Origin of the sequence: Pseudonocardia sp. UM4_GMWB1 (genome assembly GCF_017312155.1) — a bacterium.
In the GTDB taxonomy this organism is placed as follows: Bacteria; Actinomycetota; Actinomycetes; order Mycobacteriales; family Pseudonocardiaceae; genus Pseudonocardia; species Pseudonocardia alni.
Genome location: NZ_QJPN01000001.1, coordinates 1,958,810 through 1,983,771 on the forward strand (window position 1 = coordinate 1,958,810; position 24,962 = coordinate 1,983,771).

A 24,962-nucleotide genomic window follows, 5' to 3' on the forward strand; every position below is an offset into this window, starting at 1 on the left:
TTCTCCGGCCCGGTCTTTCGACGCGGGATTCAACACCGGTTCGACCGCGGCGTCGCCGTCTTGACACCGGGCGGACGGCCGTGATGTCCTCTTGCGCGAGATTAATCAATGTTAAAAACGAGACCGTCCTGGGGGAGCAATGGTGCAGTCCCGGCCCGACCACGACCCGGTATCGGTGGGGTCGCTCGAGTTCTGGTCGCTGACCCCCGAGGGACGCGAGGAGCGGCTACGGATCCTGCGTGACGAGCGTCCGGTCAGCTGGCAGCGCCCCGCCGAGGGGTCGATGCTGCCGCAGGAGGACGACGCCGGCTTCTGGGCGATCACCCGGCACGCCGACATCCAGGCCGTCAGCAAGGACCCGGCGACCTTCTGCTCCGGGCAGGGCGTGATGATCGAGGACGTCCCGAGCGACATCCTGGAGGCGGCCAGCTCGTTCCTCGCGACCGACGCACCACGGCACACCCAGCTGCGCCGGCTCGTCAGCGCCGCGTTCACCCCACGCCAGGTCAAGAAGATCGAGGACCAGATCGCCGACCAGGCCCGCCGGATCGTCGACGACCTGATCGCGACGGGGGACTGCGACTTCGTCGACCAGGTCTCCCGGCGGCTGCCGATGTGGACGATCTACGAGATGTGCGGCCTGTCCCCGGAGTGCCGCGACGCCGCCGCGCACGCCGCCGACGGCATGGTGTCCTGGTCGGACGCCGACGTCCGCGCCGGGCTGGAGCCCGCCGACCTGCTCAACCAGTCCCTGGTCAACCTCATCACGATCGGCCTGGAGCTCGCCGACGACCGGCGCGAGAACCCCCGCGACGACCTCATGACCAGCCTCGTGCAGGCCGAGGTCGACGGCGAGAGCCTCAGCGAGGAGGAGATCGCTGCGTTCTTCGTGCTGCTGTCGGTGGCGGGCAACGACACCACCCGCAACACGATCAGCCGCACGATGGAGGCGCTGACCCGGTTCCCGGACCAGCGCACGATCCTCCAGGCCGACTTCGACGGCACGATCGGCACCGCGACCGACGAGTTCGTCCGCTGGGCCAGCCCGGTCATGACCTTCCGCCGGGTCGCCACCCGCGACGTCGAGCTGCACGGGCAGCAGATCCGCGAGGGCGACTGGGTCGTCATGTTCTACGCCTCGGGCAACCGCGACGAGCGGGTGTTCACCGACCCGCACGTCTTCGACGTCACCCGCTCGCCGAACCCGCACGTGGGGTTCGGCGGCGGTGGGCCGCACTTCTGCATGGGCAACATGCTGGCGCGGACCCAGCTGCGCGCGCTGTTCGGCGAGCTGCTGCACCGGGTGCCCGACCTGCGGACCGGCGAGCCCGTGCAGCTCGTCGGCAACTTCGTGGACGGCGTGAAGTCCATGCCGTGCACGCTCAACCTGTGAGGAGGAACCACCGATGCGTGTGGTGGTCGACTACGACAAGTGCACCGGGCTGGGACTGTGCGAGTCGTTGGCCCCCGACTTCTTCGAGGTCGCCGACGACGGCTCGCTGAACCTGCTGCAGGCCGAGGCCGACGAGGCGCAGCGCTCGGAGCTGGAGGAGGCCTGCCGGGCCTGCCCCACCGAGGCGCTGCGGATCGAGGGATGAGTGCGATGGCCAGGGTGTTCGACTCCGTCGAGGAGCTGCTGACCGCCGAGGGCGAGTCCTTCGGGCCCACCGACTGGACCGAGATCGACCAGCGCCGGGTGGACCTGTTCGCCGAGGCCACCGGCGACCACCAGTGGATCCACACCGACCCGGAGCGGGCCGCGTCCGGCCCGTTCGGCCGGACCATCGCGCACGGCTTCCTGACCCTGTCGCTGCTGCCGCGGCTGCTGAACGAGCTCTACACCGTCGACAACGTCCGGATGGGCATCAACTACGGGCTCAACAAGGTCCGCTTCCCCGCCCCCGTCCCGGTCGGTTCGAAGGTCCGGCTCGCCGCCGAGATCGCGTCGGTGCGCCGTGGCGAGGGCTTCGTCGAGGTCACCGTGCGCTCGACGCTCGAGGTCGAGGACTCGGCCAAGCCCGCCTGCGTCATCGAGAGCGTCGGCCGGCTCTACCCCTGACCAGCTGTGAACGAGAGGAACCGACAGTGACCCCGACCGCCCCCGCCGGCGCGCCGCGTCCCCCCGCGGCTCCCTACGCGGAGCTGATCGAGCCCCGGCGGGTGCACGGTTCGCTCTACACCTCGTCGGAGATCTTCGCCGACGAGCTGGAGCGCATCTGGTACCGGACCTGGGTCTACGTCGGCCACGTCAGCGAGATCGCCGCCCCGAACGACTACGTCCGCAAGTCCATCGGCCCGCAGGACGTCATCATGACGCGCACGGCCGACGGCGAGGTGCACCTGCTGCTCAACCGCTGCGCGCACCGCGGCAACCTGGTCTGCGAGGCCTCGGCGGGCAACTCCAGCTCCTTCCGGTGCCCGTACCACGGCTGGACCTACCGCAACGACGGCCGGATGCTCGGCTACCCGTTCCCGCAGGGCTACGGCGGCCGCGGCAAGCTCGACCTCGGGCTCGGCCGCGTCGCCCGGGTCGGGGTCTACCAGGGCTTCGTGTTCGGCAGCTTCGCCCCCGACGGCCCCACGCTCGACGAGCACCTCGGCGAGGCGAAGGGCGAGATCGACCGGCTGGTCCGGCTCTCCCCGGACGGCGAGATCGAGCTGACCGCCGGCTTCCTGCAGCACCGCGCGCAGGCCAACTGGAAGCTCCTCGCGGAGAACGAGACCGACGGCTACCACCCGCAGTTCGTGCACGCGTCGATCTTCAGCGTCGCCGAGAGCGGGATCGGCGCCCTCTACGGCGAGAAGTCCACCGCCGTCACCCGCGACCTCGGGGGAGGCCACAGCGAGAACGACCTGCGCCCGGAGTTCCGCCGCCTCGGGACGCCGCTGGGCTGGTTCGGCACCACCGAGGAGAAGGTCCCCGACTACTCCGCCCGGATGCGCGAGACCTACGGCCCGGACGCCCACGACATCCTGGTCGAGGGCGGACCGCACGTGATGATCTTCCCGAACCTGTTCATCGCCGAGATCCAGCTGTTCACGATCCAGCCGCTGGCCGCGGACCTCACCGTCCAGCACGTCACCGCCGTGCAGCTCAAGGGTGCGCCGGGAATGAACCGGCGGATGCTCCAGCAGTGCATCGGCTCGGTCGGGCCCGCCGGGATGCTGCTCGCCGACGACACCGAGATGTACGAGCGCAACCAGGCCGGCGTCGCCGAGCTGCGCCCGGAGTGGCTCGACATCCGCCGCGGCGCCGACCGCGAGACCGTCGACGAGCGCGGCCTCACCGTCGGCGGCGCCACCGACGAGACCGGTATGCGCGGCTTCTGGCGGCACTACACCCGGCTGATGACGGAGGGCCGATGACGATGGCACCGACCACCACCGAGCTGGACCTGCGCACCGTCGAGCAGTTCCTCTACCGCGAGGCGCGCTACGCGGACGAGCACCGTTATGAGGACTGGGAGGCGCTCTGGACCCCGGACGCCCTCTACTGGGTGCCCGCCAACGACGACGACGCCGACCGCATGACGCAGATGTCGATCATCCACGACAACCGCAACCGGATCGCCACCCGCATCAGGCAGTACCGCACCGGGCGCCGGCACTCGCAGGTGCCCGCGTCCCGGCTGCGGCGCGTGGTGTCCAACGTGGAGATCCTCGGGACCGTCCCGGACACCGGGGACACCGAGGTCGGCGCCAACTTCGTCCTCGTCGAGTCCCGCGAGCGGGGCAACCGGCTGTGGGCCGGGCGCACCACCTACCGGCTCCGCGTCGTCGACGGCGAGCTCGCCCTGTCCTACAAGAAGGTCGCCCTGGTCGACAACGCCAGGGCGATCGCGACGCTGTCGTTCCTGATCTGATGGAGATCGCTCCCGACATCGTCGGCAACGAGTTCGCCGAGGTCGCCGTCCGGGTCGACGACGACGCCAACAGCCGTCGCCTGCGGATCGAGGACCTGCGCACCGGCCGCGTCCGCTTCCTCGACGCCCTGGAGCTCGAGACGCTGGTGTGGCTGCCCGCGGGGCACCTGCACAAGCTGCTCGACCCGTCCGCGGACCGCTGGCGGGAGGACACGTGAGCACCGTCCTGACCCGGTTCGACGACCGCGCCGACGGCCGCGTCGCGACCCTGACCCTCAACCGGCCGCAGGCCCGCAACGCGATCACCGTCGAGCTGGCCCGCGCCCTGCACGACGGGCTCGCGGCGGCCGCGGAGACCGCCGACGTCGTCGTGGTCCGCGGCGCGGGCGGCCACTTCTGCGCGGGCGGGGACTTCCACGAGGTCTCCCGGCTCCGCGAGCAGGGGCCCGAGGCGCTGCGGCCGCTGTTCGAGACCTTCGTCGGCGCCTGCGAGCTGATCGCGACGCTGCCGGTGCCGGTCGTCGCCGTCGTCGAGGGGTACGCGATGGCGGGCGGGTTCGAGCTGCTCCAGTCCGTCGACATCGCCCTCGTCCGCGACGACGCGGTGCTCGCCGACAACCACGCGAACTTCGGGATGATCCCGGGCGGCGGTGGGTCGCAGCGGCTGCCCCGCATCGTCGGGACGCCCCGCGCGCTCGGCCACATCCTGCTCGGCGAGCGGCTCTCCGGCCGCGACGCCGTCGACTGGGGGCTGGCGTGGGCCTGCGCGCCGGCCGCCGAGCTCGACGCGCTCGTCGAGCGCACCGTCGCGAACCTGCTCGGCAAGGACCGCGACGCGCTCGCCCGGATCAAGCACCTCGTCCGGGGCGGGCTGCACGGGACCCTGACCGACGGCCTCGCCGCCGAGCTGTCCTCGACCCTCGCCCACCTGGGCGGGGAACGGGCCGGCGCGGGCATCGACCGGTTCACCGGAAGGACACGGACGTGACGACCACCGACACGACCCACACCGACACGACCCGCACCGCACAGGTGCTCTTCGACCTCGCCGAGGACGGCGTCGGCCGGCTGCGGCTCAACCGGCCCGAGGCGTCCAACGGCATGAACGTGCCGTTCCTGCGGGCGCTGCACGAAGCCGTCATGACCGCCACCGGCCGCCCCGAGCTGCGGGTGCTCCTGCTGACCGGGGAGGGGAAGAACTTCTGCGCGGGCGGGGACGTCAAGACCTTCGCCGCCAAGGGCGAGGCGCTGCCCGACTACCTGCGCGAGGCCACCGCCTGGCTGCAGAACGTCGCCCAGGCGCTGCTCGCGCTGCCCGTCCCGGTCGTCGCGGCCGTGCACGGCTTCGCCGCGGGCGGCGGGGGACTGGGCCTGGTGTGCGCCAGCGACATCGTGCTCGCCGGGGAGTCGGCGAAGTTCATGTCCGGCGCCGCGCGGGTCGGGATGGCGCCCGACGCGGGCTCCTCGGTGACGCTGCCGCAGCTCGTGGGACTGCGCAAGGCGATGGAGATCCTGCTGCTCAACCCCACGCTGACCGCGGCCGAGGCCGCGGAGATCGGCCTGATCACCCGCGTCGTCGCCGACGACGCGCTGCACGACGAGGCACTCGCCGTCGCCCGGACCCTGGCGGCCGGGGCGCCGCGCGCGCTCGGCGCGGTCAAGCGCCTGGTCTGGTCCGGGCTCGGCAACCGGGTCGAGGCCCAGCTGCCGGAGGAGGCCCGCACGGTCTCCGAGCTGTCCGGCACCGCCGACGCCCGCGAGGGGCTGGCCGCCGTCCTGGAGCGGCGCAGCCCGCGCTTCACCGGCCGCTGACGCGGTCGCACCCATCCATCCACGACGAAGGAGCACGGCAGGCATGGCAGGAGTCGAGGGACGCGTCGTCGCGATCACCGGGGCGGGCAACGGCCTCGGTCGCGAGTACGCGCTGGTCCTGGCCCGGGCGGGCGCGAAGGTCGTCGTCAACGACCTGGGCGGGTCCCGCGACGGCACGGGCAGCGGGTCGACCGCGGCGGACGCCGTCGTCGCCGAGATCCGGGCCGAGGGCGGCGAGGCCACGGCGAACCACGACAGCGTCGCGACCCCCGAGGGCGGCGCGGCGGTCGTGGCCACCGCGCTGGACGCCTACGGCCGGATCGACGGTGTGGTGGCCAACGCCGGCATCCTGCGCGACCGGTCGTTCCACACCATGACCGACCAGGACTGGGACGCCGTGCAGCAGGTGCACCTCTACGGTGCGTTCCACGTCGTCCACGCGGCCTGGCCGCACTTCCGCGAGCAGGGTCACGGCCGCGTCGTCGTCGCCACCTCTACCTCGGGGATCTACGGCAACTTCGGCCAGGCCAACTACGGCGCCGCCAAGGGCGGGCTGATCGGTCTGATCAACACCCTGGCCATCGAGGGCCGCAAGCGCGGCATCACCGCCAACGCGATCGCGCCGATGGCGGCGACCCGGATGACGGAGGACATCGCGCCGCCGGAGATGCTGGCGAAGCTCTCCCCGGCGCACGTCGCGCCGGTCGTCGGCCACCTGCTGACCGACGAGTGCACCGAGACCGGCAGCGTCCTGGTCGCCGGCGGCGGCGAGGTGCACCGCGTCGCCCAGTTCCGCACCAAGGGCGTCACCTTCGCCGAGGTGCCCACGATCGACCAGGTCGGCGACCGGTTCGCCGAGATCGTCGACCTCGACGGCGCCGTCCCCGGCACCAACCCGGTCGGCTGATCCGCCGTGACCAGCACCGTGACCCACGTCGAGGGCGACGCCGCGGCCACCGTGGCCCGGCTGCACAGCACCTTCGCCTCCGGTCGGACCCGGCCCCTGGCGTGGCGGCTGCGCCAGCTGCGCGGTATCGAGCGTCTCGTGACCGAGCGGGAGCCGGACATCGCCGCGGCCCTCGCGCAGGACCTCGGCAGACCCGCCCCGTACGCCTGGCTCGGCGACATCGCGTCGACCGCGGCCGAGGCCGCCTTCGCGCGCACGCACCTGAAGCGGTGGATGCGCAGGCGGCGGACCTCGCTCCCGCTGTCGATGCTGCCCGGTCGCGGCTTCTACCAGTACGAGCCGCTCGGCACGGTGCTGGTCATCGGCCCCTGGAACTACCCCGTCTACCTGACCCTCGGCCCCCTGGTCGCGGCCGTCGCGGCCGGGAACACCGTCGTGGTCAAGCCGTCGGAGCACGCGCCCGCGACCTCGGCGCTGCTCGCCCGGCTGATCCCGGAGTACCTCGACCCGGACGCGGTCGCGGTGCTGGAGGGCGACGCCGCAGTGACCCAGGAGCTGCTCGCGCAGGGCCTGGACCTGGCGTTCTTCACCGGCGGGCCGGGGATCGGGAAGAAGGTGATGGAGGCGGCGTCGGCGCACCTCACCCCGGTGGTGCTGGAGCTGGGCGGCAAGAGCCCGGTGATCGTCACCGCGGACGCCGACATCGACGTCGCGGCCCGGCGGATCGCCTGGGTCAAGCTGCTCAACTCCGGGCAGACCTGCATCGCACCGGACTACGTGCTGGTCGAGGCCGGGGTGCGGGACCGTCTGGTCGCCGGCATCGTCGCGACGCTGCGGGAGTTCCGGGCCGGGGAACCGGCCGCGCAGCCGATCGTCGACGACCGGCAGTTCGGCCGCCTGGCCGCCCTGCTCGACGGCCACGGCGGCGAGGTGGCGGCCGGCGGCGGCACCGACGCGGCCACGCACTCCATCGAGCCGACCGTGGTCGTCGACCCCGACCCGGACTCCGCGGTGATGGCCGACGAGATCTTCGGCCCGATCCTGCCGGTGCTCACCGTCGGCTCCCTCGACGAGGCGATGCGCTTCGTCAACGCCCGGCCCAAGCCGCTGGGCCTGTACCTGTTCACCGGGTCGAGGGCCGCCCAGGAGAAGGTGCTCGCCGGCACCAGCTCGGGCGGCGTGGTGATCAACCACCTGGCCATGCACTGCCTGGTGCCGCAGCTGCCCTTCGGCGGCGTCGGCACCAGCGGGATGGGCGCCTACCACGGCGAATGGGGCTTCCACGCGTTCAGCCACCGCAAGGCGGTGCTGGCCAAGCCCGCGAAGCCGGACCCCGCGCTGATGTACCCGCCCTACACCGACCGGAAGATGGCGTTGCTGCGCCGCTTCTTCTGACCGGGGGACACCGTGATCGAGCCCGTCCACGGTGCGCAGCTCGTCCGCGTGCCGGGCGTCGGGCACGTGCCGATGGGCGACGCGCCCCGGCTGGTGTCGTCGCTGGTCCTGCGGTTCACCGCCCGGGCCGACCGTGCGGCCCGGGCGGTGGAGGTGCCGGGACCGGTCAGTGGCGCAAGCCGGCCTGCTTGAGCAGCGGCATGACGTTGTCGCCGAAGTACTTCAGCTCCTCGTTGTAGTCGACGAGGCCGAAGATCATGCCCTCCATGCCCGCCTCGTTGAGCCTGCCGAGCTCCTCGGTGACCTGCTCCGGGGTCCCGACGATCGGGTAGCCGCCCCACCCGGCGATGAAGCGCTCCTGCATCTTCTTCACCGCGTGGTCGAAGGACTGCGACGCACCGGAACCGGCGATCTTGATGACGTTGCCCGCCGCGCCCCAGTCGCCCTCGTCGACGACCTGCTGGAAGTCGCGCTTCGCCTCCGCCTCGGTGTCCCGGCAGACGACGAGGCCGTAGGTCATGGCGTGGATCGTGCGCTGGTACTCGGTGCGGGCCTTCTCCTTCAGCGCCGTCGTGTAGGCCTTGATGTTCTCCAGGGTGTCGAGCGAGGCGAAGTTGACGTCGACGTTGCGGGCGGAGAACTCGATGCCCGACGGGCTGTTGCCCGCGTTGATCAGCGCGGGCCGCGGCCCCTGGTGCGGCTTGGGATAGGCCTCGAGCAGCTCGGCGTCGAAGTACTTGGAGTGGATCGCGAAGGTGCCCTCCTCGGTCCAGAGCTTGCTCACGAAGTCCAGCCACTCCTGGCCGTAGGCGTAGCGCTCGTCGTGCTCGCGCTGCTCGGAGCCGAACATCTCCATCTCCGGCGGCACCCAGCCCATCACCATGTTCAGCGCGAACCGGCCGCCGGAGATGCGGTCGACGGTCGTCGCCTGCTTGGCCGCGACGATCGGGTGCATGGTCGGCAGGTGCGAGGTCGCGGCGACGGCGATCCGCTCGGTCGCCTCGGCGATCCCGGCGGCCCAGGTGTAGGTCTCGAAGCAGTTGCCGTTGAAGTTGGTGGACCCGCCGAAGCCCTTCCAGCGGGCGACGGGGACGAGCACGTCGAACCCGAGCCGGTCGGCGCGCTGGGCGATCTCCCTGGTGTGCTCCCAGGTGACCTCGTAGCTGGACGGGGCGTGGCTCATGATCAACCCGTACGAGCAGTTGCTGCCGAACAGGCCCAGCTTCATCTTCTGGTCGCCGAACAGCGGGTTCGTCGTCGTGCGGTCGGCCGCGGGCCGGGTCTCCGAGGCGGGGCGGGGATCGGTGGGGGCGAGCCCGAGGCGCTCGTTGGCGGTCACGGTCATGGTCGTCTCCTTCGACGTCGTGCGGGGGAGTCGTGGGCGAGCGTCAGCCGAGCTGGAACGGGTCGCGCGTCCCGCCGGTCAGCTCGACGAACACGGACTTGTTCTCGGTGTACTCGTTGACCGCGTCGACGCCGTTCTCCCGTCCGATGCCGGAGGCACCGAAGCCGCCGAAGGGCATGTTCGGGGCGATCACGCGGTAGGCGTTGACCCAGACGGTGCCCGCGCGCAGCTTCCTCGCGACGCGGTGGGCGCGGTGGACGTCCTTGGTCCACACGGCGCCGGCGAGCCCGTACGGGGTGTCGTTGGCGAGCTTCAGCGCCTCGTCCTCGTCGGTGAAGGTGTAGGCGGCGAGGACCGGCCCGAACACCTCCTCGCGGACGATCGTGTTCTCCGGGGACACGTTCGTGACGACCGTGGGCCGGACGAACAGCCCGCCGCGCTCGGCGTCGGGCTCGCCGCCGCAGGCGAAGGTCGCGCCCTCGGCGGCGGCGCCCTGCAGGTAACCGAGCACCTTCTCGTACTGCGGCCGGTTCGCGACCGGGCCCATCTCGGTGGCGGCCTCGGTGGGGTCGCCGAGCACGATGGCCTCGGCCCGCGCGACGACCTTCTCCACCAGTGCGTCGTGCACGTCGGCGTGCACGATCAGCCGGGAGCCGGCCATGCAGGTCTGCCCGGTGGCCGCGAACACGCCCGCCACCAGGCCGTTCGCCGCGGCGTCGAGGTCGGCGTCGGGGAAGACGATCTGCGGGGACTTGCCGCCCAGCTCCAGGGTGACCCGGTTGTAGTTGGCCACCGCCGCCTGCGCGACCTTCGCCCCGGTCGCCGACGAGCCGGTGAACGCGACCTTGTCCACTCCGGGGTGTGACGCCAGCGCCTCGCCGCAGGCGCGGTCCCAGCCGGTGACGACGTTGAGCACCCCGGCGGGCAGCCCGGCCTCGTGCAGGATCTCGGCGAACGCGACGGTGGAGGCCGGGGCGTGCTCGGACGGCTTGACGACCATCGTGCAGCCCGCGGCGAGCGCGGGGGCGAGCTTGAAGGTCAGCAGCAGCAGCGGGCTGTTCCACGGCGTGATCGCGGCGACGACGCCCACGGGCTCGCGGGTGGTGAAGCCGAAGTAGTTCGGGTTCACCGGCGGGACGGTGCGGCCCTCGATCTTGTCCGCCAGCCCGGAGAAGTAGTAGTACCACTGGGGCAGGGCGTTGAGCTGGCCGAGCATCTCGCGCAGCAGCTTGCCGGAGTCGCTGACCTCCAGCCGGGCCAGGCGCTCGGCGTTCGCGGCGATCGCGTCGCCGCACCGGCGCAGGATCGCGGCGCGCTGGAAGCCGGTCATGGCGCCCCACTCGCCCTCGAACGCGGCGCGCGCCGAGGCGACGGCCTCGTCGACGTCGTCCGCGCCGCCGTCGGCCAGCCGCGCCCACGGTTCCCCGGTGTAGGGGTTCAGCGACGCGAACGTCGCACCGGACCGGGCGTCCACCGCCCTCCCGTGGATGAACTGCCGGAACTCCTGCAGCGGCGATGTCATCGTCGACCTCCTGGCGCGTGCCCCGTCCTGACGGGTGGCGACGCTACGAGCGGCCCGGGGCCGTCGACTATCCGCGCGTGGCACACGTGGAGCCGTTCCGCGCGAGCTTCCGGGAACGGCTGACCGGCCGCGGTGATCGGCTGGGCAGGGCGCCCACCAGGCTCTATCGTCAGGGGACTCTTCGACCGCTCGCCACCGACGACGGGACGGCATCAGGAGGAGCCGATGGACGCCCTCGACGCACGCGCGGCCGCTCACCATCTCGGCCGCTACCCGGTCCTCGACACGCGCAACCTCGAGCAGGCGCGCGAGGCGGTGTCCCGGGTCTATCTCGACCACGACCTGACGGCACCGACCGACCAGCTCGAGATGACGCTGAACGCCACCTCGGACCGGATGTTCACCGTCGGCTTCCTGACCTACAAGTCCGCGGCCAAGCTCGTGATGCCGCCGACCGAGGACGCCTACCACATCAACCTCACGGTGGCCGGGAACACGATCGCCCAGCGCAGCGACGGGTCGCGGGCCGCCACGGCCGCCGGGGCGTCCGGGCTCACGCTCCTACCGGACCGGACGACGACGGTGCGCTGGTCACCCGACGCCGAGCAGTACATCCTCAAGATCCCGCGGCGCAGCCTGGAGACCCACCTGAGCGAGCAGCTGAACCAGCCGGTGCACGACGTGGTGGAGTTCGACTTCGGTCTCGCCTTCTCCTCGCCCGCAGGGCGGACCCTGCTGTCCTCGGTGCAGTTCCTGGCCCGGGAGCTGAACCGGCCGGGAGGTCTGGCCGAGATGCCCATCGCCCGTGAGCAGCTCGAGGCGTTCGTGATGAGCCAGCTCCTGTACGCGGGCCGCCACCAGTACTCCGACGCCCTCGCCGCGCCGGACAACCCGGTCCGCCGGGGGCGGCTCGGCCCGGTGCTCGACTACATGGAGCAGCACGCGGACGAGCCCCTGACCCCGCAGGAGCTCGCGCGGGTCGGCTGCATGAGTGTCCGCACGCTGCACGCGTCCTTCGCCCAGGAGCTCGGCGAGTCCCCGATGGCCTACCTGCGCCGGGTGCGGCTCGACCACGTCCGCGGGGAGCTGCTGCGCAGCGATCCCACCGTCACGGGGGTGAAGGAGATCGCGCTGCGCTGGGGCTTCTTCCACCCGAGCCGGTTCGCCCAGCAGTACCGGGAACGGTTCGGGGAGCTCCCGCGCGACACGCTACGGGGCTAGGGCGCCGTAGCCGCCGCGGTGGAACAGCAGCGGCGCGCGGACGGGGTCGGCGCCCAGGTCGTGCACCCGGGCGACGACGACCGTGTGGTCCCCGCCCGGGTACTGCGCCTCCAGGGTGCAGTCGATCCACGCGGCCACGCCGGCGAGTACCGGTGCGCCCGACGGCGCCGGGTCCCAGGTGACGCCGGCGAACTTGTCGGTGCCCGAGCGGGCGAAGGCGGAGCTCAGCTCGCGGTGGCCGTCGGCCAGCACGTTCACGCAGAACGCACCCACCTCGCGGATCCGCGGCCAGGTGGTCGAGGTCAGGGCGGGACAGAAGCTGACCAGTGGTGGCTCCAGCGACAGCGAGCTGAAGGACTGGCAGGTGAACCCGACCGGCCCGTCCGCGGTGAGCGCGGTGACCACCACGATCCCCGACGCGAAATGACCCAGCACCGAGCGCATGCGGCCGGGATCGATCGGGGGCACCTCGGTGTGCGGGGTCTCGTCCATGGACCGAACGGTAGGGCCGCGGCGCGGCCGCCCGATATCCGCGCGTGGCCGCGGTAGAGCCGCCGACCGCAGGCCGCGCGCAGCGGCTGTGCGCCGTCCGCCTGCGGATATCGGTCCGTCGCCGTCGCGTCCTACGGTCGCCCGGCCCGATGACGTGCCCGATGTGAGGAGCCGGACGTGAACCCGAACCCGATGTCCCTGCCAGGTGCCGCCGCCGTCCGGCGTGCCGTGGCGGCGCTCGCGGCAGGCGGCATGGTGATCGTCACCGACGACGCCGACCGGGAGGACGAGGGCGACCTCGTGCTGCCCGCGGCGACCGCGACGGCCGAGCAGATCGCGTTCGTCGTCCGGCACACGACCGGCATCGTGTGCGCACCGATGCCCGCGGAGCGCGCGGACGCGCTGGGGCTGCCCCCGATGGTCGAGGACAACGCCGACGCCCACGGCACCGCGTTCACGGTGTCGGTCGACCACGACGGGGCCGGGACCGGGGTCTCGGCCGCCGACCGTGCGGCGACGCTGCGGGCGCTGGCGGACCCGGCGACCCGGCCCGCTGCCCTGCGCAGGCCGGGGCACGTGTTCCCGCTGCGCGCCCGCGCGGGCGGGGTGCTGGTCCGGGCCGGTCACACCGAGGCGACGGTCGACCTGCTGCGGCTCGCGGGGCGGGAGCCGGTCGGGGTGATCGGTGAGATCGTCGCCCCGGACGGGTCGATGGCCCGGGGCGGGGTGCTGCGGGCGTTCGCGGCCGAGCACGACCTGCCGGTGCTCGCGATCGCCGATCTCGTGCGGCACCGGCGGGCGACCGAGCGGCTGGTCGAGCAGGTCGCCTCGGCCGCCATGCCGACCGTGTTCGGCGAGTTCCGCGCGGTCGTCCATCGCTCCGTGACCGACGGCACCGAGCACCTCGCGCTGGTCCACGGTGACGTCGCCGAGGCGTCCCGACGTCCGGGCGGCGCGCTCGTGCGGGTGCACAGCGAGTGCCTCACCGGCGACATCATCGGGTCACTGCGCTGCGACTGCGGTCAGCAGCTGGAACGGGCGCTGCGCGCGATCGCCGACGAGGGCGCGGGAGCCGTGGTCTACCTGCGTGGACACGAGGGGCGGGGGATCGGCCTGGCCCACAAGATCCGGGCCTACGCCCTGCAGGAGACGGGCCTCGACACCCTCGACGCCAACACCGTCCAGGGCCTGCCCGTCGATGCGCGCTCCTACGGCATCGGTGCGCAGATCCTCGCCGATCTGGGGATCACCCGGCTCCGGCTGATCACCAACAACCCGGCCAAGTACGGCGGGCTCGACGGGCACGGCCTGGAGATCGTCGGCCGTGTGGAGCTGCCGTCCGAGCCCACCGCACAGAACCTGCGCTACCTGCGCACCAAGCAGCAGCGGATGGGCCATGCCCTGGGGCTGGGCGAGTACACGGGCTAGATCTCCGGGGCGGGCACCAGCCCGGCCGCGACCGCACCGGTGATGCCGCCGTCGGCGGTGACGGTCGACCCGTTCAGCCAGCGCGAGTCGCGCGACGCGAGGAAGACCACGGCGGGCGCGATGTCGTCGACCGTCGCGTGCCGGCCCAGGAACTCCCGCACCCCGTCGAGGGTGTCCTTGCCCATGCTCTCCTCGAAGTCGGCGAGGATCGGCGTCTCCACCGGGCCGGGCAGCAGCGCGTTGATGCGCAGCTCGTTCATCTCGCGCACCGCCCCGCCCATGGCCAGGGTGTAGACGGTCGCCGCCTCCTTGGAGAAGTTGTAGGCGTTGCCCTGCTGTGGGTGCGCCGCGAACCAGGCCGCGCCCTCGTCGAAGGTGTCGGTGGCCATCACCTCGCGGATCGTCTCCAGCCGGGCCGGCCAGCCGAAACCGGCGGTCGAGGACACCACGACGATCGACCCGCCGGTGTTCATCCGGTCGAACATCGACTCGGTCAGGTGCCGCATCCCGAGGAAGTTCACCTTGAACACCACGTCGCCGGGGGCGGTACCGGGGACGCCCGCGATGTTGGCGAGGACGTCGAAGGTGCCCTCGATCCGCTCCAGCGCCGAGTCGATGCTCGCGGGGTCGGCCAGGTCGACCTCGACGTGCTGGTCCACCTCGGCGGAGGGCTTGTTGCGGTCGAGGCTGACGACGGTCGCGCCGCCCTCGACGAGCCGTCGGGTGACGGCGTCGCCGATCCCCGACGCGGTGCCCGTCACCAGGCAGCGCAGTCCCTGTACGTCCATGTGATCCCTCCGATGTCGCCGGTGACGCCCGTTGTTTTTAAACTAGATTAATCACCGAGGAGGGTCAACGACCCTCGACCACGACCCACCGAGGGAGACGTCGATGCGGACGCGATTCACCGAGCTCGTCGGGGTGGAACACCCTGTGGTCCAGGGCGGCATGCAGTGGGTCGGCCGGGCGCCGCTGGTCGCGGCGGTCGCCGAGGCGGGCGGGCTGGGCTTCCTGACCGCCCTCACCCAGCCCACCCCGGAGGACCTGCGGGCCGAGATCCTCCGCTGCCGGGAGCTGACCGCGAAGCCGTTCGGCGTGAACCTGACCATCCTGCCGACCATCGACTCCCCGCCCTACGACGAGTACCGCCAAGTGATCATCGACGAGGGTGTCCCGGTGGTGGAGACGGCGGGCGCCAACCCGGTCGCCCACCTGGGGCCGCTGCACGACGCGGGAATCGTCGTCGTGCACAAGTGCACCTCGGTCCGGCACGCGCAGAAGGCCCAGGACCTCGGCGTCGACGCGCTGTCGATCGACGGCTTCGAGTGCGCCGGGCACCCCGGCGAGGACGACGTCCCCGGACTGGTGCTGCTGCCCGCCGCGGCCGACGTCCTCGACGTCCCGTTCCTCGCCTCCGGCGGCATCGCCGACGCCCGCGGCCTGGTCGCGGCGCTCGCGCTCGGCGCGGACGGGGTCACCATGGGCACCCGCTTCCTGTGCACGCGGGAGTCCGGTGTGCACGACGCGGTCAAGGCCCGCATCGTCGAGGCGGGCGAGCGCGACACGGCGCTGATCTTCCGGCAGCTGCGTAACACCGCCCGGGTGGCGGCCAACGCGGTGTCCGCCGAGGTCGTGGAGAAGCTGGCGGCGGGGGCCCGGTTCGACGACATCCGGCACCTGGTCGCGGGCAGCCGCGGCGCGACCGTCTACGAGACCGGCGACCTCGACGCGGGGATCTGGTCGGTCGGGATGGTGCAGGGGATCATCCGCGACGTGCCGACCTGCGCCGAGCTGATCGGCCGGATGGTCGCCGAGGCGGAGGAGATCATCGCCGGTCGGCTGGCCGGGATGGCCGGGGCCCGATGAGCGGGCCCCGCCCGGCTCAGCGCAGCACGTCGAAGGTCTCCATGTCGGCGACGAAGCGGGCGATCCGCTCGATCGCCCACATCATGTGGCCCTGCGGCTGGAGCTTGTTCTCGAACCGGGTCCCGCCGATCGAGAACAGCGCCAGGGTCAGTGCGTGCAGGGGCTGCCGCCGGTAGGCGAGCATCGCCTCGTCGAACGACGGCGGCTCGGCCACCCCGTGCGCGCGCAGCCGGTCGAGGTAGTGCCGCAGCAGGTCGGCCTCCCAGGCGCGGCGGTCCTCGATCGGCAGCGCGACGCTCAGCGCGTAGGACACGTCGAGGGCCCAGTTCCCGCGCGCGACGCACTGCCAGTCGTAGAGACCCATCGCGCCGTCCGGGTCCCGCAGCCAGTTGCCCAGGTGCACGTCCTGGTGCAGCAGCGTCTGCGGCGCCAGGTCGTGCAGGTGCAGCGCCCGCATGAACGCGTCGTGCATCCCGCCGCGCCGGGCGTACACCTCGTCGGGCACCACGTGCCGGGCGCGTTCGAGGCCGACCAGGGTGCGCTTGCGGTAGGAGATCGGGTTCAGCTTCTCCTGCCACGCCGTCGCCCCGCGCAGCCCGGCGAGGTCCCCGCCGGCGCGCAGCCGGGGGCTGTCCCACAGCCCGCCGTGGTAGGTCGCGAGCTGCTCCACCATCGTCTCGGCGTCGCGGCGGGTGACGGTGGTGGTCATCGGCGCCGGGAACGTCCAGCCCTGCGGGCCGAGGTCCTCCAGCAGCAGCAGCGAGCGGTAGGTGTGCGGGTCGTAGCCGGCGTAGAAGGCGCGGGGGCTGCGTAGGTCCAGGGTCGGCCGGGCACGGTTGTAGAAGATCGCCTCGCCCTCGACGATCTCGGTGACGCCCATCAGCAGCCGTGAGGTGAACGTCGACGTGGCCTTGGTGAACAGGCTGGTCGGCAGGCCGGTGGTCTGGCCGACGGAGTTGTACACGACCCGCAGCGGCAGCCGGGCGCTGGTCCCGTTGTGGCCCTCGCCGGCCTCGACGTCGATCACCATCGCGCCCGGGACGTCCCGGCAGAGCACGCCGGTCAGCCACTGCGGGGTGACCGCCCGCGCCGACGGAGGCACGACGGCGGGGTCGGCGGTCCGGCGGTCCGCGCCGAGCCGTTCGCGGGTGATGTGGACGACGACGCGGCCGATCGAGCCGGCGATGTCGGTCAGGGGGCTGGTCATCGGGGGTCCTCCGGAGGCGGTTCGGGGTCGTCGGGGCGGGGGGGCGTGGGCACCACCTCGCGGATGACCGGCCCGAGCTCGGGGCCGGTGTCCCACGGGACGGAGCCGAGGCGCCGGGCGGCGCCGAGCACGGCGGTGACGAGGGCGGGCCTGCGGGCGGCGAGCCGGTCGTCGGCGACGCAGACGCTGACGGCCGCGACGACGCGCCCGGAGCCGTCACGCACCGGGGCGGCCACGCAGCCGACGCCCAGGAAGGTCTCCTGCGCGTCCACGCCGACGCCGTCGCGGACGATCCGGTCCAGTTCGGTGTGCAGGGCGTCCAGCCGGTGGATCGTGTGCGGGGTGAACACCGAGAAGCCCTGGTGGGCGCGTTCGACCGCCTCGCCGCGCGGGCGGTGGGCCAGGATCGTCTTGCCCAGCGCGGTGGAGTGCGCGGGCAGCCTGCCGCCGTTGCCGACACCCGGTAGCCGGACCCCGCCGTCGGGGTGCACCGCCGACACCGGGACGACGTAGCGGCCGTCCCAGACGCCGAGGCGGCTCGTCGCACCCGTCGCCGCGGCCAGCTCGCGCAGCACCGCACCGGCGCCGCCGTCGAAGCCCGCGCCGTGTACGAGGGTGCGCGACAGCGCCAGCAGCCGCCAGCCCAGCCGGTAGCGGCCGGCGGCGGTGCGCTCCAGCAGCCCGATCCCGGCGAGGCTCGCGAGCAGCTCCTGCGCGGTGGAGCGCGGCAGCTCCAGCCGCGCGGCGACCTCGCGGGGACCCCACTCCGGACGGTCGTGGGTGAACAGCCCCAGCACCGATCCGGCTCTGGCGATCGTGCTCAGCACGGGTCCTCCCTGGCGGTACGGCTCCGCGTCGAGCCGGCGCTGCGGAGCGTGGCGGAACCGGACCGGCGACGACGAGCGCCGTCCGGGATAACCGGACGATGGTGCGTCGCCGGTGCTCCGGGCCGCTAGACCTCGACCATGACCCCGACGCCCGACCCGGCCACGCAGGACCTGCTCGACCGCATCGACCGCTTCGCCGCCGACGAGCTGGCCCCGCTCGAACTCGAGCACCCGCAGTTCTTCGACCACCGCCGCGAGTTCGCCCGCACCGACCTCGACCACGGCGGGGTCCCGGCGCGGGAGTGGGAGGAGCTGCTGACCGAGATGACCCGCCGCGCGGACCGGGCCGGGCTGTACCGGTTCGCGCTGCCCGCCGCACTCGGCGGCGCCGACGGGTCCGACCTCGCGATGGCGCAGGTCCGTGAGCACCTCGCGGCCAGGCCCGTCGGGTTGCACAGCGACCTGCAGTCCGAGACCAGCTGCGTCGGGAACTTCCCGCTGGTGGAGCTGCTGTGGCGGGCGGGCACCGCCGAGCAGCGCGAGTGGATCGAGCCGCTGGTCCGGCGCGAGGTGAGCGGCGGGTTCGGGCTGACCGAGCCCGGCCACGGCAGCGCCGCGACCTGGATGGGCACCCGCGCGGTGCGCCGCGACGGCGACTGGGTGATCGACGGGGCGAAGCGGTTCAACACCGGCATGCACCGCCCGGGGATCGACGTCGTCTTCGCCCGCACCGGCGGCGAGCCCGGCGACGCCCGCGGCATCACCGCGTTCGTCGTCCCGACCGACACACCCGGGTTCCGGGTCGAGCGGCACGCCTGGACGATGGCCATGCCGACCGACCACTCCGACGTGACCCTCGACGGCGTCCGCGTCCCGGACTCCGCGGTGCTCGGCGAGCCGGGCGCCGGGCTCGACCTCGCGTTGCTGTTCGTGCACGAGAACCGCATCCGGCAGGCCGCGTCCAGCCTCGGCGCGGCCCGGTTCTGCATCGACGCGGCGGTGACCTACGCCCGCGAGCGGGAGGTCTTCGGGCGCGCGCTGGCGTCGAACCAGGCGGTCCAGTGGCCCCTGGTCGAGCTGCACACCGAGGCCACCCTGGTGCGCGCGCTGGTCCGGGCGACCGCGGCGGCGATGGACACCGACGGCAAGGTCGCGCTGTCGGAGCTGGTGTCGATGTGCAACCTGCGGGCCAACCGGCTCGCCTGCGAGGCCGCCGACCGGGCGATGCAGGTGCACGGCGGGCTCGGCTACACCCGCGACGTGCCGTTCGAGCACATCTACCGCCACCACCGCCGGTACCGCATCACCGAGGGCACCGAGGAGATCCAGGTCCGCACGATCGCCCGCGAGCTGTTCGGCTTCGGCCGGCGGGCGGGCACGTCGTGAGCGGCCCGGATCCCGACGCGCTCGCGCGGTGGCTGGGCGACCGGGTCGAGGTCACCGGGCCGCTGCGGGTCGACCGGGTCGGCGACGGCCAGTCCAACGTCACCAGCCTGGTCACCGACGCGGCCGGTCGCGCGTGGATCCTGCGCCACCGCCCGGCCGGGGCGGCCGCCGACGACGCGCTGCGGGAGGCCGGGGTCCTGCGCGGGCTGGCCGGCGGACCGGTCCCGGTCCCGGCCGTCGTCGCCTCGGGATCCGGTGTCGACGGCGTGCCGGGGGAGTTCGTCGTGATGGAGCGGTCGCCGGGCACGGTCCTGGCCCGGGAGGCCGACGCCGACGCACTGCCCGTGCCCCGGCGACGGGCGCTGGCCGGTGACGTGGTCGCGGTGCTGGCCCGGCTGCACGCCGTCGATCCGGAGCGGATCGGGCCGGTCCGCGGCCACGCCGACGACCTGTTCGCGCGCCGGGTCCGGCGCGCCGCACGCAACTGGGAGGCCTGGGCGGGGTCGGCGCCCCGGAGCGTCGACGCGGCCTGGCGCGAGGCCCACCGGCGGATCGCCGCCGCGCCGCCGCGGGCCCAGCGGCTCGCCGTCGTCCACGGGGACTACCGGCTCGCGAACCTGCTCGTCGCCGGCGGCCGGGTCACCGCCGTCCTGGACTGGGAGCTGTGCACCCACGGCGACCCGCTGGTCGACCTCGCCTGGCTTCTCGACGACTGGCGTGGCCCCGGCGAGCCCGCCGTCGCGATCCCGAGCCCGACCCGGGCCGGCGGCTTCGGCGACCGCGCGGAGCTCGCGGCCGACTACGCCGCCCGCACCGGTCTCGACCTGTCCGGGCTGGACCGCTACCGGGCGCTGACCCACTGGACGGCGGCGACGCTGCTGCAGGGGGTGCTGGTCCGGCGGCGGTCCGGGGCGCTCGGGGGGCACGGGGTGCTCGACCCGGCCGCGGTGGAGCGGTCGGTCCGCGACCTGGTCGAGGGCGCCCTCAGCCTGCTGCCGGGGACCGGGTCGGGGACCCGATCCGTGCCCCGACCTGGTGCAGCACGCTCGCCAGGTCCCAGTAGTCGTCGTGCGAGGTGAGCAGGCCGTCGTCGCCGTAGGTGCCGACGGCGACGCCCGGTACGGAGAACCGCGCGCCCGCCACGTCGACGAGCTCCCCGGACCGCAGCCGCAGCGGTCCGCGGACCGTGCCCGACCACTCCCACCGCGAGGTGAGCCGTCCGTCGCCGGCCCAGGTCTCGCCGAAATCGATGTGCGAGTCCGGGGCGAAGACGAGCATGAACCGGTGGAACCGGGCGATCCCGTCGCGGCCGCGGTAGGTGCCGTCGAGCGCGATGTCGCGGTACACGCCGTCCGGCGCGAAGAAGGACAGCAGCGCGTCCGGGTCGGCGGTCCACGCGGCGCCGTAGGCCGAGGCGAAGGCCGGGTCGGCGGGGTGCGGGGTGCTCACGGCCGGGCCAGCCGCTCGGTGGCCTTGCTGGTGCCCGAGCGCAGCCGGTCCAGACCCTCGGCGATCCGCCGGGTGAACAGCCCGCGCTGGAGCAGGTCGTGGGTGACCCGCAGCTCGTAGGCGGTGGCGGCGACATGGTCCATGTGCGACGCGCGCAGCGCGACCTCTTTGAGCACCGTGGTCAGCTCGCTGCCGTGCTCGGCGATCTGCGTCGCCAGCGTCAGGGCCGACTCACGCAGCGTCCCCACCGGCACGACCTCGTCGACGAGCCCGCAGCGCAGCGCCTCCCGGGCGTCGATCGGGTCGCCGGTGAAGAACATCCGGCGGGCCCGCTGCGTGTTCGTCTTGCGCAGGATCGCGTGGTAGAAGCCGTTCATCGCGTACTTGACCTGCGTCGACCCGAACGCGGCGTTCTCCGAGGCGATCGTGATGTCGCACATGTTGGCCAGGTCCATGCCGTAGCCGGGAGCGACGCCGGCGACCGCCGCCACGGTGGGCTTGCGGTAGTCGTAGATCGCGACCATCAGCTTGTGGGCCAGGTCGGTGAACCGGGTCCGGTCGTCGCCGGTGGTGTCCTGCAGGACGTCGAGCGCCCAACCGGCGCAGAAGAAGTCCTCGTTGCCGATGAGCAGGACGCAGGCGACGTCGTCGTCCTCGGCCCAGGCCGCGAGCGCGTCGACGATCTCCTCGTGCAGCTCCCAGCCCAGCGCGTTGCGCTTCTCCGGGTGGTCGAGCTGCAGGATGCCGACCCCGTTCTCGACGGAGGTCCTCAGGTAGCGGTACTCGGTCACGCGTGTCCTTCCATGTCGCCCGCCGCGCTCAGCAGCAGGCCTCGGTCCCGGGTCGGGTGGCGCCGGCCCCGCGGGCCGCGTCGCAGGCGGCGGCGAGGGAGTCGGCAGTGGCGGTGGGGTGGTCGGGCGGGTGACCGGCGAAGTCGGTCACCCCGGCCCAGTGCGCGGCGACGTCGGCCGGTCCGGGCGGCCGGCCGTCGGAGCCGGTGAGGCGGACGCCGTGCGAGCGCTCCCAGCGCAGCACCGAGGCCCAGCCGCCGCCGGTCTCGACGACCTCGCCGGTCAGCGGGCACGACGGCAGCGCCAGTGCGACGACGACCGGGGCGACGTCGGCGGCCCGCAGCGCCTGCGCGGGACGGTCGCGGAAGACCTCCTCGGTCATCGAGGTCAGCGCCATCGGGGCGACGGCGTTGACCCGGATCCCATACCGGTCGCCCTCGGCGGCCAGCGTCCGGCCCAGCCCGAGGACCCCGGCCTTCGCCGCGGCGTAGGCGGCCTGGCCGGGGTTGCCGTGCAGCCCGGCGCCCGAGGTGGTCAGCACGATCGCCCCGCCCCGGAGCCGCAGGTGCGGCCAGGCCGCCGAGCAGGCCGTCCAGCTGCCGCGCAGGTGCACGTCGACGACGGAGTCCCAGTCGTCGTCGGTGAGCCGGGAGACCGCGCGGTCGCGGGTCGCCCCGGCGTTGACGACGAGCACGTCGAGCCGGCCGAGCGCGCCGACGGTGTCGGCGACCAGCGCGCGTCCGTCACGGGCGTCGCCGGTCACCGGGTGCGCACGGCCGCCGCCGGAGCGGATCCGCGCGACGACGGCGCCCGCCGCGTCGGCGGTGCGGGCGTGCACGGCGACCGTGGCACCGGCCGCGGCCAGCGCGGTCGCGTACTCCGCGCCCAGCCCCCGGCCGGCGCCGGTGACCAGCGCGACCGTGCCCTCGGCGAACCGGGCGGTGTCCGTCGTGCTCACGCGGGCGCCGTGCGGTGGGCGGACCAGAGGTCGAGCTCGGGCAGACCCGCCAGGGTGTGCTTGCGGATCTTGCCGGTCGCGGTGACCGGGATGTCGGCGACGACGTGCCACTCGACGGGGGTCTTCGCCCGTGCGAGCCGCTGCCCCGCGACGTGGTCGAGCAGCGGGTCGACACCGGCCGCGCGGGCGTCGTCGTCGAGGACCACCCAGGCGCCGACGGCCTCCCCGAGACGCTCGTCGGGCACGGCGGTGACCGCGACCCGCCGGACCCCGGGGGCCGAGGCGATCGCCAGCTCGATGTCCATCGTGGAGAACTTCTCGCCGCCCCGGTTCACGATGTCCTTGGTGCGCCCGACGATCTGGACCCAGCCCTCGTCGTCGACCCGGCCGACGTCGCCGGGGGAGAACCACCCGTCGTCGTCGAGCTGCTCGGCGGTGACGACCGGGTCGGTGTAGCACTCCAGCAGTTGGGGGCCGCGGATCAGCAGCCTGCCGACGGTGCCGGGTGGGACGAGCGCCCCGTCCTCGTCGACGACGGTCATCTCCATCCCGCGCAGCAGCCGACCGTCCCAGGCCCGCCTGCGCTCCAGCGGGTCGTCCGCGGCGGCGATCGCGAGGACGCCCGCGGTCTCGGTCATCCCGTAGGCCCGCACCACCCGCACACCCGCCTCGGACGCCCGGTCGACGACCTCCGGGGCGATCGCGGCGCCCGCGCAGGCGTAGGTGTCGAGCCGGTGGCCCTCGGGCCGGGTCCGGTAGCGCTCGACGAGGTCGGCGACGAACACGGTCGCGCCCATCATCAGCGTGACCCGCTCGGCCTCGATCAGCTCGACGGCGTCGTCGGGCCGCCAGCCGGACATCACCACCGAGCGGCCGCCCAGGAAGACCGGGAACACCACTGCCGCGACGAAGCCGCCCAGGTGCGACAGCGGCGTCGCGGCGAGGGTGACGGTGTGCTCCCCGGCACCGAGCGCGTCGCGGAAGTTGACCAGGTGCGCGACGACGGCGCGGTGCGACAGCAGCGCCCCCTTCGGCGCCGCGGTGGTCCCGGAGGTGTAGAGCAGCAGCGCCGGGTCGGCGGGCCCGCGGGTGACCGTGAGCGGCTCGTCGACGGCCGTCGCCGCGTCGGGGACCGCGACCCAGCCGGGGCGCCCGCCGCCGACGAGGTAGCGCACCACCGGGTCGAGGCCCGCCTCGTCGAGCAGCCCGTCGAGCTCGGCGGCCGGGTCGCGCGGGCCGAGGGCGTCGACGGTGCACACCACCGCGGGGCGGCAGTCGGCGACGATCTGGCGCATCTCGTGCTCGCGGTAGATCGGGATGACGGGCACGTCCACCGCGCCCGCCCGGAACGCCGCGACCTGCACCGCGAGCGCCTCGAGCCGGTTGGGCAGCTGGACCAGGACCCGGTCGCCCGGGGCCACGCCGCGCCGGACGAGGTCCTGGGCGATCGCGCGGGTCCAGCGCTCGAACTCGCCGTAGCTCACGCGGCGGCCCTCGAAGCAGAACAGCTCCCGCTCGGGGTGGCGGGCGGCCGCCCGGGGGACCAGGTCGGCCAGTGTGGTCGCGGTCCACAGACCCGACGCGCGGTAGCCGGCGTACCGGTAGGCGGTGATGGCGGAGGGGGTGGCAGTCGTCATCGACGTGCTCCTACGGCTCGAACCGACGTGATCCGTCACCTAGTGACGGATCACTTGGTCAGGGTCCGAACGGCCGATCAGCGGCGGCGGAGGCGACCGAACGCCTCGCCGATCCGCTCCAGCACCTCGGGGTGGCGGATGACCTCGCGGTAGGCCGAGGTCTCGAACGACAGCGCGCTGATCGGGTCCATCGTGGGCGAGCGCAGCGCCAGCTCCTTGTTGATCATCGCCGAGCGCGTGGTGGTGGCCGCGATCGACCGGGCCAGCTCCGTCGCGGCGCCGACCACGCCACCGGTGGGCACCAGGCGGTCGACCAGCCCGATCCGCAGCGCCTCCGCGGCGTCGATCCGGTCCCCGGAGAAGGTGAGCAGCTTGGCCTGGCTGAGCCCCACGATCTTCCACAGCGGGGAGAAGTACGGCGTCAGCCCGAACTTGATCTGCGGGAACCCGAACACGGCGTTCTCCGCGCCGATCCGGATGTCGCAGAACACGGCGATGTCGCAGCCGCCGCCCAGGGTCGGGCCCGCGCAGGCGGCGATGGTGGGCTTGGCGTAGTCGAGCAGTGCGCCGTAGACCCGCAGGCACATGGCGGAGTACTCGTCGCGGGAGTCCTCGGTGAACGCCGACTGCAGGTCGAGGTCGAGGCCCGCGGAGAACGCCTCCTCGCCCCCGGTGACCACGACCGCGGCGACGTCGTCGTCGGCCCGCCACGCGTCGAGCTGGTCGCCCAGCGCGGCGAACAGCTCCAGGCTGAGCGCGTTGCGCCGGTGCATGCGGTTGAAGGTGATGGTGCCGACGCCGTCGGCGACGGTGGTGCGGACGGCCTCGTCGTCGGCCATGGGGGTACTCCTCGGGT

The 24,962-nt window shown here is 73.4% G+C and carries 27 protein-coding genes; 16 read left to right on the forward strand and 11 right to left on the reverse strand.

Features of this window, described 5'->3' with window-relative positions; genetic code table 11:
• Positions 1-139: 139 nt before the first annotated feature.
• Genes DMP15_RS09510 through DMP15_RS09560 form a run of 11 tightly spaced genes read left to right on the forward strand, consistent with a single transcriptional unit; the run spans position 140 to position 8,169 of the window.
• A complete protein-coding gene (locus tag DMP15_RS09510) occupies positions 140-1,393 on the forward strand; it encodes a cytochrome P450 (protein ID WP_337825677.1) in 1,254 nt (417 codons plus the stop codon).
• Between the two features lie 13 nt (positions 1,394-1,406).
• Positions 1,407-1,598, forward strand: coding sequence for a ferredoxin (locus DMP15_RS09515; RefSeq protein WP_178376531.1), 192 nt, complete (start codon positions 1,407-1,409; stop codon positions 1,596-1,598).
• Between the two features lie 5 nt (positions 1,599-1,603).
• On the forward strand, positions 1,604-2,059 hold the full coding sequence (locus DMP15_RS09520; protein WP_337825678.1) for a MaoC family dehydratase: 456 nt from the start codon (positions 1,604-1,606) through the stop codon (positions 2,057-2,059).
• 26 nt (positions 2,060-2,085) lie between these two features.
• Positions 2,086-3,366 carry an aromatic ring-hydroxylating oxygenase subunit alpha gene (locus DMP15_RS09525; protein WP_337825679.1) on the forward strand — a complete coding sequence of 427 codons (1,281 nt, stop codon included), beginning with the start codon at positions 2,086-2,088 and terminating at the stop codon, positions 3,364-3,366.
• On the forward strand, positions 3,363-3,863 hold the full coding sequence (locus DMP15_RS09530) for an aromatic-ring-hydroxylating dioxygenase subunit beta (protein ID WP_337825680.1): 501 nt from the start codon (positions 3,363-3,365) through the stop codon (positions 3,861-3,863). The genes DMP15_RS09525 and DMP15_RS09530 overlap by 4 nt, the downstream gene beginning before the upstream one ends.
• Positions 3,863-4,081, forward strand: coding sequence for a hypothetical protein (locus tag DMP15_RS09535; protein ID WP_337825681.1), 219 nt, complete (start codon positions 3,863-3,865; stop codon positions 4,079-4,081). The genes DMP15_RS09530 and DMP15_RS09535 overlap by 1 nt, the downstream gene beginning before the upstream one ends.
• A complete protein-coding gene (locus tag DMP15_RS09540; protein ID WP_337825682.1) occupies positions 4,078-4,851 on the forward strand; it encodes an enoyl-CoA hydratase/isomerase family protein in 774 nt (257 codons plus the stop codon). The genes DMP15_RS09535 and DMP15_RS09540 overlap by 4 nt, the downstream gene beginning before the upstream one ends.
• Positions 4,848-5,675 carry an enoyl-CoA hydratase/isomerase family protein gene (locus DMP15_RS09545; RefSeq protein ID WP_337825683.1) on the forward strand — a complete coding sequence of 276 codons (828 nt, stop codon included), beginning with the start codon at positions 4,848-4,850 and terminating at the stop codon, positions 5,673-5,675. The genes DMP15_RS09540 and DMP15_RS09545 overlap by 4 nt, the downstream gene beginning before the upstream one ends.
• Before the next feature lie 43 nt (positions 5,676-5,718).
• Positions 5,719-6,582: an SDR family oxidoreductase gene (locus DMP15_RS09550; protein WP_308816556.1), complete on the forward strand. Its 864-nt coding sequence runs from the start codon at positions 5,719-5,721 to the stop codon at positions 6,580-6,582.
• A gap of 6 nt (positions 6,583-6,588) precedes the next feature.
• The gene (locus DMP15_RS09555; protein WP_337825684.1) at positions 6,589-7,977 is read left to right on the forward strand and encodes an aldehyde dehydrogenase family protein; all 1,389 of its coding nucleotides are present in this window, start codon (positions 6,589-6,591) and stop codon (positions 7,975-7,977) included.
• Positions 7,978-7,989: 12 nt separating this feature from the next.
• Positions 7,990-8,169, forward strand: coding sequence for a hypothetical protein (locus tag DMP15_RS09560; protein WP_337825685.1), 180 nt, complete (start codon positions 7,990-7,992; stop codon positions 8,167-8,169).
• Here the strand turns inward: DMP15_RS09560 and DMP15_RS09565 are convergent.
• Both DMP15_RS09565 and DMP15_RS09570 read right to left on the reverse strand, forming a co-directional pair.
• Positions 8,144-9,322 carry an LLM class flavin-dependent oxidoreductase gene (locus tag DMP15_RS09565; protein ID WP_337825686.1) on the reverse strand — a complete coding sequence of 393 codons (1,179 nt, stop codon included), beginning with the start codon at positions 9,320-9,322 and terminating at the stop codon, positions 8,144-8,146. The genes DMP15_RS09560 and DMP15_RS09565 overlap by 26 nt on opposite strands.
• A 43-nt stretch (positions 9,323-9,365) precedes the next feature.
• Positions 9,366-10,844 carry an aldehyde dehydrogenase gene (locus DMP15_RS09570; protein ID WP_337825687.1) on the reverse strand — a complete coding sequence of 493 codons (1,479 nt, stop codon included), beginning with the start codon at positions 10,842-10,844 and terminating at the stop codon, positions 9,366-9,368.
• 225 nt (positions 10,845-11,069) lie between these two features.
• Here DMP15_RS09570 and DMP15_RS09575 point away from each other — a divergent pair, with 225 nt between their 5' ends.
• Positions 11,070-12,065, forward strand: coding sequence for a helix-turn-helix domain-containing protein (locus tag DMP15_RS09575; protein WP_337825688.1), 996 nt, complete (start codon positions 11,070-11,072; stop codon positions 12,063-12,065).
• On the opposite strand, the gene DMP15_RS09580 is transcribed toward DMP15_RS09575, so the two are convergent.
• Entirely contained in the window at positions 12,054-12,557 is a 504-nt protein-coding gene (locus tag DMP15_RS09580) for a flavin reductase family protein (RefSeq protein WP_337825689.1), read from the reverse strand. The two genes, DMP15_RS09575 and DMP15_RS09580, sit on opposite strands and share 12 nt — an antisense overlap.
• 177 nt (positions 12,558-12,734) lie before the next feature.
• On the opposite strand from DMP15_RS09580, the gene DMP15_RS09585 reads away from it, so the two are divergent.
• Positions 12,735-13,985, forward strand: a complete 1,251-nt coding sequence (locus DMP15_RS09585) for a bifunctional 3,4-dihydroxy-2-butanone-4-phosphate synthase/GTP cyclohydrolase II (protein WP_337825690.1) — start codon at positions 12,735-12,737, stop codon at positions 13,983-13,985.
• Here DMP15_RS09585 and DMP15_RS09590 read toward each other — a convergent pair.
• Positions 13,982-14,773, reverse strand: coding sequence for a coniferyl-alcohol dehydrogenase (locus DMP15_RS09590; protein WP_226366557.1), 792 nt, complete (start codon positions 14,771-14,773; stop codon positions 13,982-13,984). The genes DMP15_RS09585 and DMP15_RS09590 overlap by 4 nt on opposite strands.
• A 103-nt stretch (positions 14,774-14,876) precedes the next feature.
• On the opposite strand from DMP15_RS09590, the gene DMP15_RS09595 reads away from it, so the two are divergent.
• On the forward strand, positions 14,877-15,851 hold the full coding sequence (locus tag DMP15_RS09595; RefSeq protein ID WP_337825691.1) for an NAD(P)H-dependent flavin oxidoreductase: 975 nt from the start codon (positions 14,877-14,879) through the stop codon (positions 15,849-15,851).
• A gap of 16 nt (positions 15,852-15,867) precedes the next feature.
• Here the strand turns inward: DMP15_RS09595 and DMP15_RS09600 are convergent, their stop codons facing one another.
• Together DMP15_RS09600 and DMP15_RS09605 are read right to left on the reverse strand one after the other, a co-directional pair.
• Positions 15,868-17,058, reverse strand: coding sequence for an aminoglycoside phosphotransferase family protein (locus DMP15_RS09600; protein ID WP_337825692.1), 1,191 nt, complete (start codon positions 17,056-17,058; stop codon positions 15,868-15,870).
• The gene (locus tag DMP15_RS09605) at positions 17,055-17,885 is read right to left on the reverse strand and encodes an IclR family transcriptional regulator (protein ID WP_337825693.1); all 831 of its coding nucleotides are present in this window, start codon (positions 17,883-17,885) and stop codon (positions 17,055-17,057) included. Before DMP15_RS09605 ends, DMP15_RS09600 begins: the two co-directional genes overlap by 4 nt.
• Positions 17,886-18,023: 138 nt before the next feature.
• Between DMP15_RS09605 and DMP15_RS09610 the strand changes: the two genes are divergently transcribed.
• Both DMP15_RS09610 and DMP15_RS09615 read left to right on the forward strand, forming a co-directional pair.
• A complete protein-coding gene (locus DMP15_RS09610; RefSeq protein ID WP_337825694.1) occupies positions 18,024-19,271 on the forward strand; it encodes an acyl-CoA dehydrogenase family protein in 1,248 nt (415 codons plus the stop codon).
• Positions 19,268-20,350 (forward strand): phosphotransferase family protein, encoded by a 1,083-nt coding sequence (locus DMP15_RS09615; protein ID WP_337825695.1) that lies wholly within the window; start codon positions 19,268-19,270, stop codon positions 20,348-20,350. The genes DMP15_RS09610 and DMP15_RS09615 overlap by 4 nt, the downstream gene beginning before the upstream one ends.
• On the opposite strand, the gene DMP15_RS09620 is transcribed toward DMP15_RS09615, so the two are convergent.
• The 5 genes from DMP15_RS09620 to DMP15_RS09640 all read right to left on the reverse strand — a co-directional run bounded on the left by DMP15_RS09620 (position 20,256) and on the right by DMP15_RS09640 (position 24,945).
• Positions 20,256-20,720: a nuclear transport factor 2 family protein gene (locus tag DMP15_RS09620; RefSeq protein ID WP_337825696.1), complete on the reverse strand. Its 465-nt coding sequence runs from the start codon at positions 20,718-20,720 to the stop codon at positions 20,256-20,258. The genes DMP15_RS09615 and DMP15_RS09620 overlap by 95 nt on opposite strands.
• A complete protein-coding gene (locus DMP15_RS09625; RefSeq protein WP_337825697.1) occupies positions 20,717-21,511 on the reverse strand; it encodes an enoyl-CoA hydratase/isomerase family protein in 795 nt (264 codons plus the stop codon). Before DMP15_RS09625 ends, DMP15_RS09620 begins: the two co-directional genes overlap by 4 nt.
• A gap of 28 nt (positions 21,512-21,539) precedes the next feature.
• A complete protein-coding gene (locus tag DMP15_RS09630) occupies positions 21,540-22,469 on the reverse strand; it encodes an SDR family NAD(P)-dependent oxidoreductase (protein WP_337825698.1) in 930 nt (309 codons plus the stop codon).
• Complete coding sequence (locus tag DMP15_RS09635) at positions 22,466-24,106, reverse strand: class I adenylate-forming enzyme family protein (RefSeq protein WP_337825699.1); 1,641 nt, start codon at positions 24,104-24,106, stop codon at positions 22,466-22,468. The genes DMP15_RS09630 and DMP15_RS09635 overlap by 4 nt, the downstream gene beginning before the upstream one ends.
• Before the next feature lie 77 nt (positions 24,107-24,183).
• A complete protein-coding gene (locus tag DMP15_RS09640) occupies positions 24,184-24,945 on the reverse strand; it encodes an enoyl-CoA hydratase/isomerase family protein (protein WP_337825700.1) in 762 nt (253 codons plus the stop codon).
• Positions 24,946-24,962: the final 17 nt, after the last annotated feature.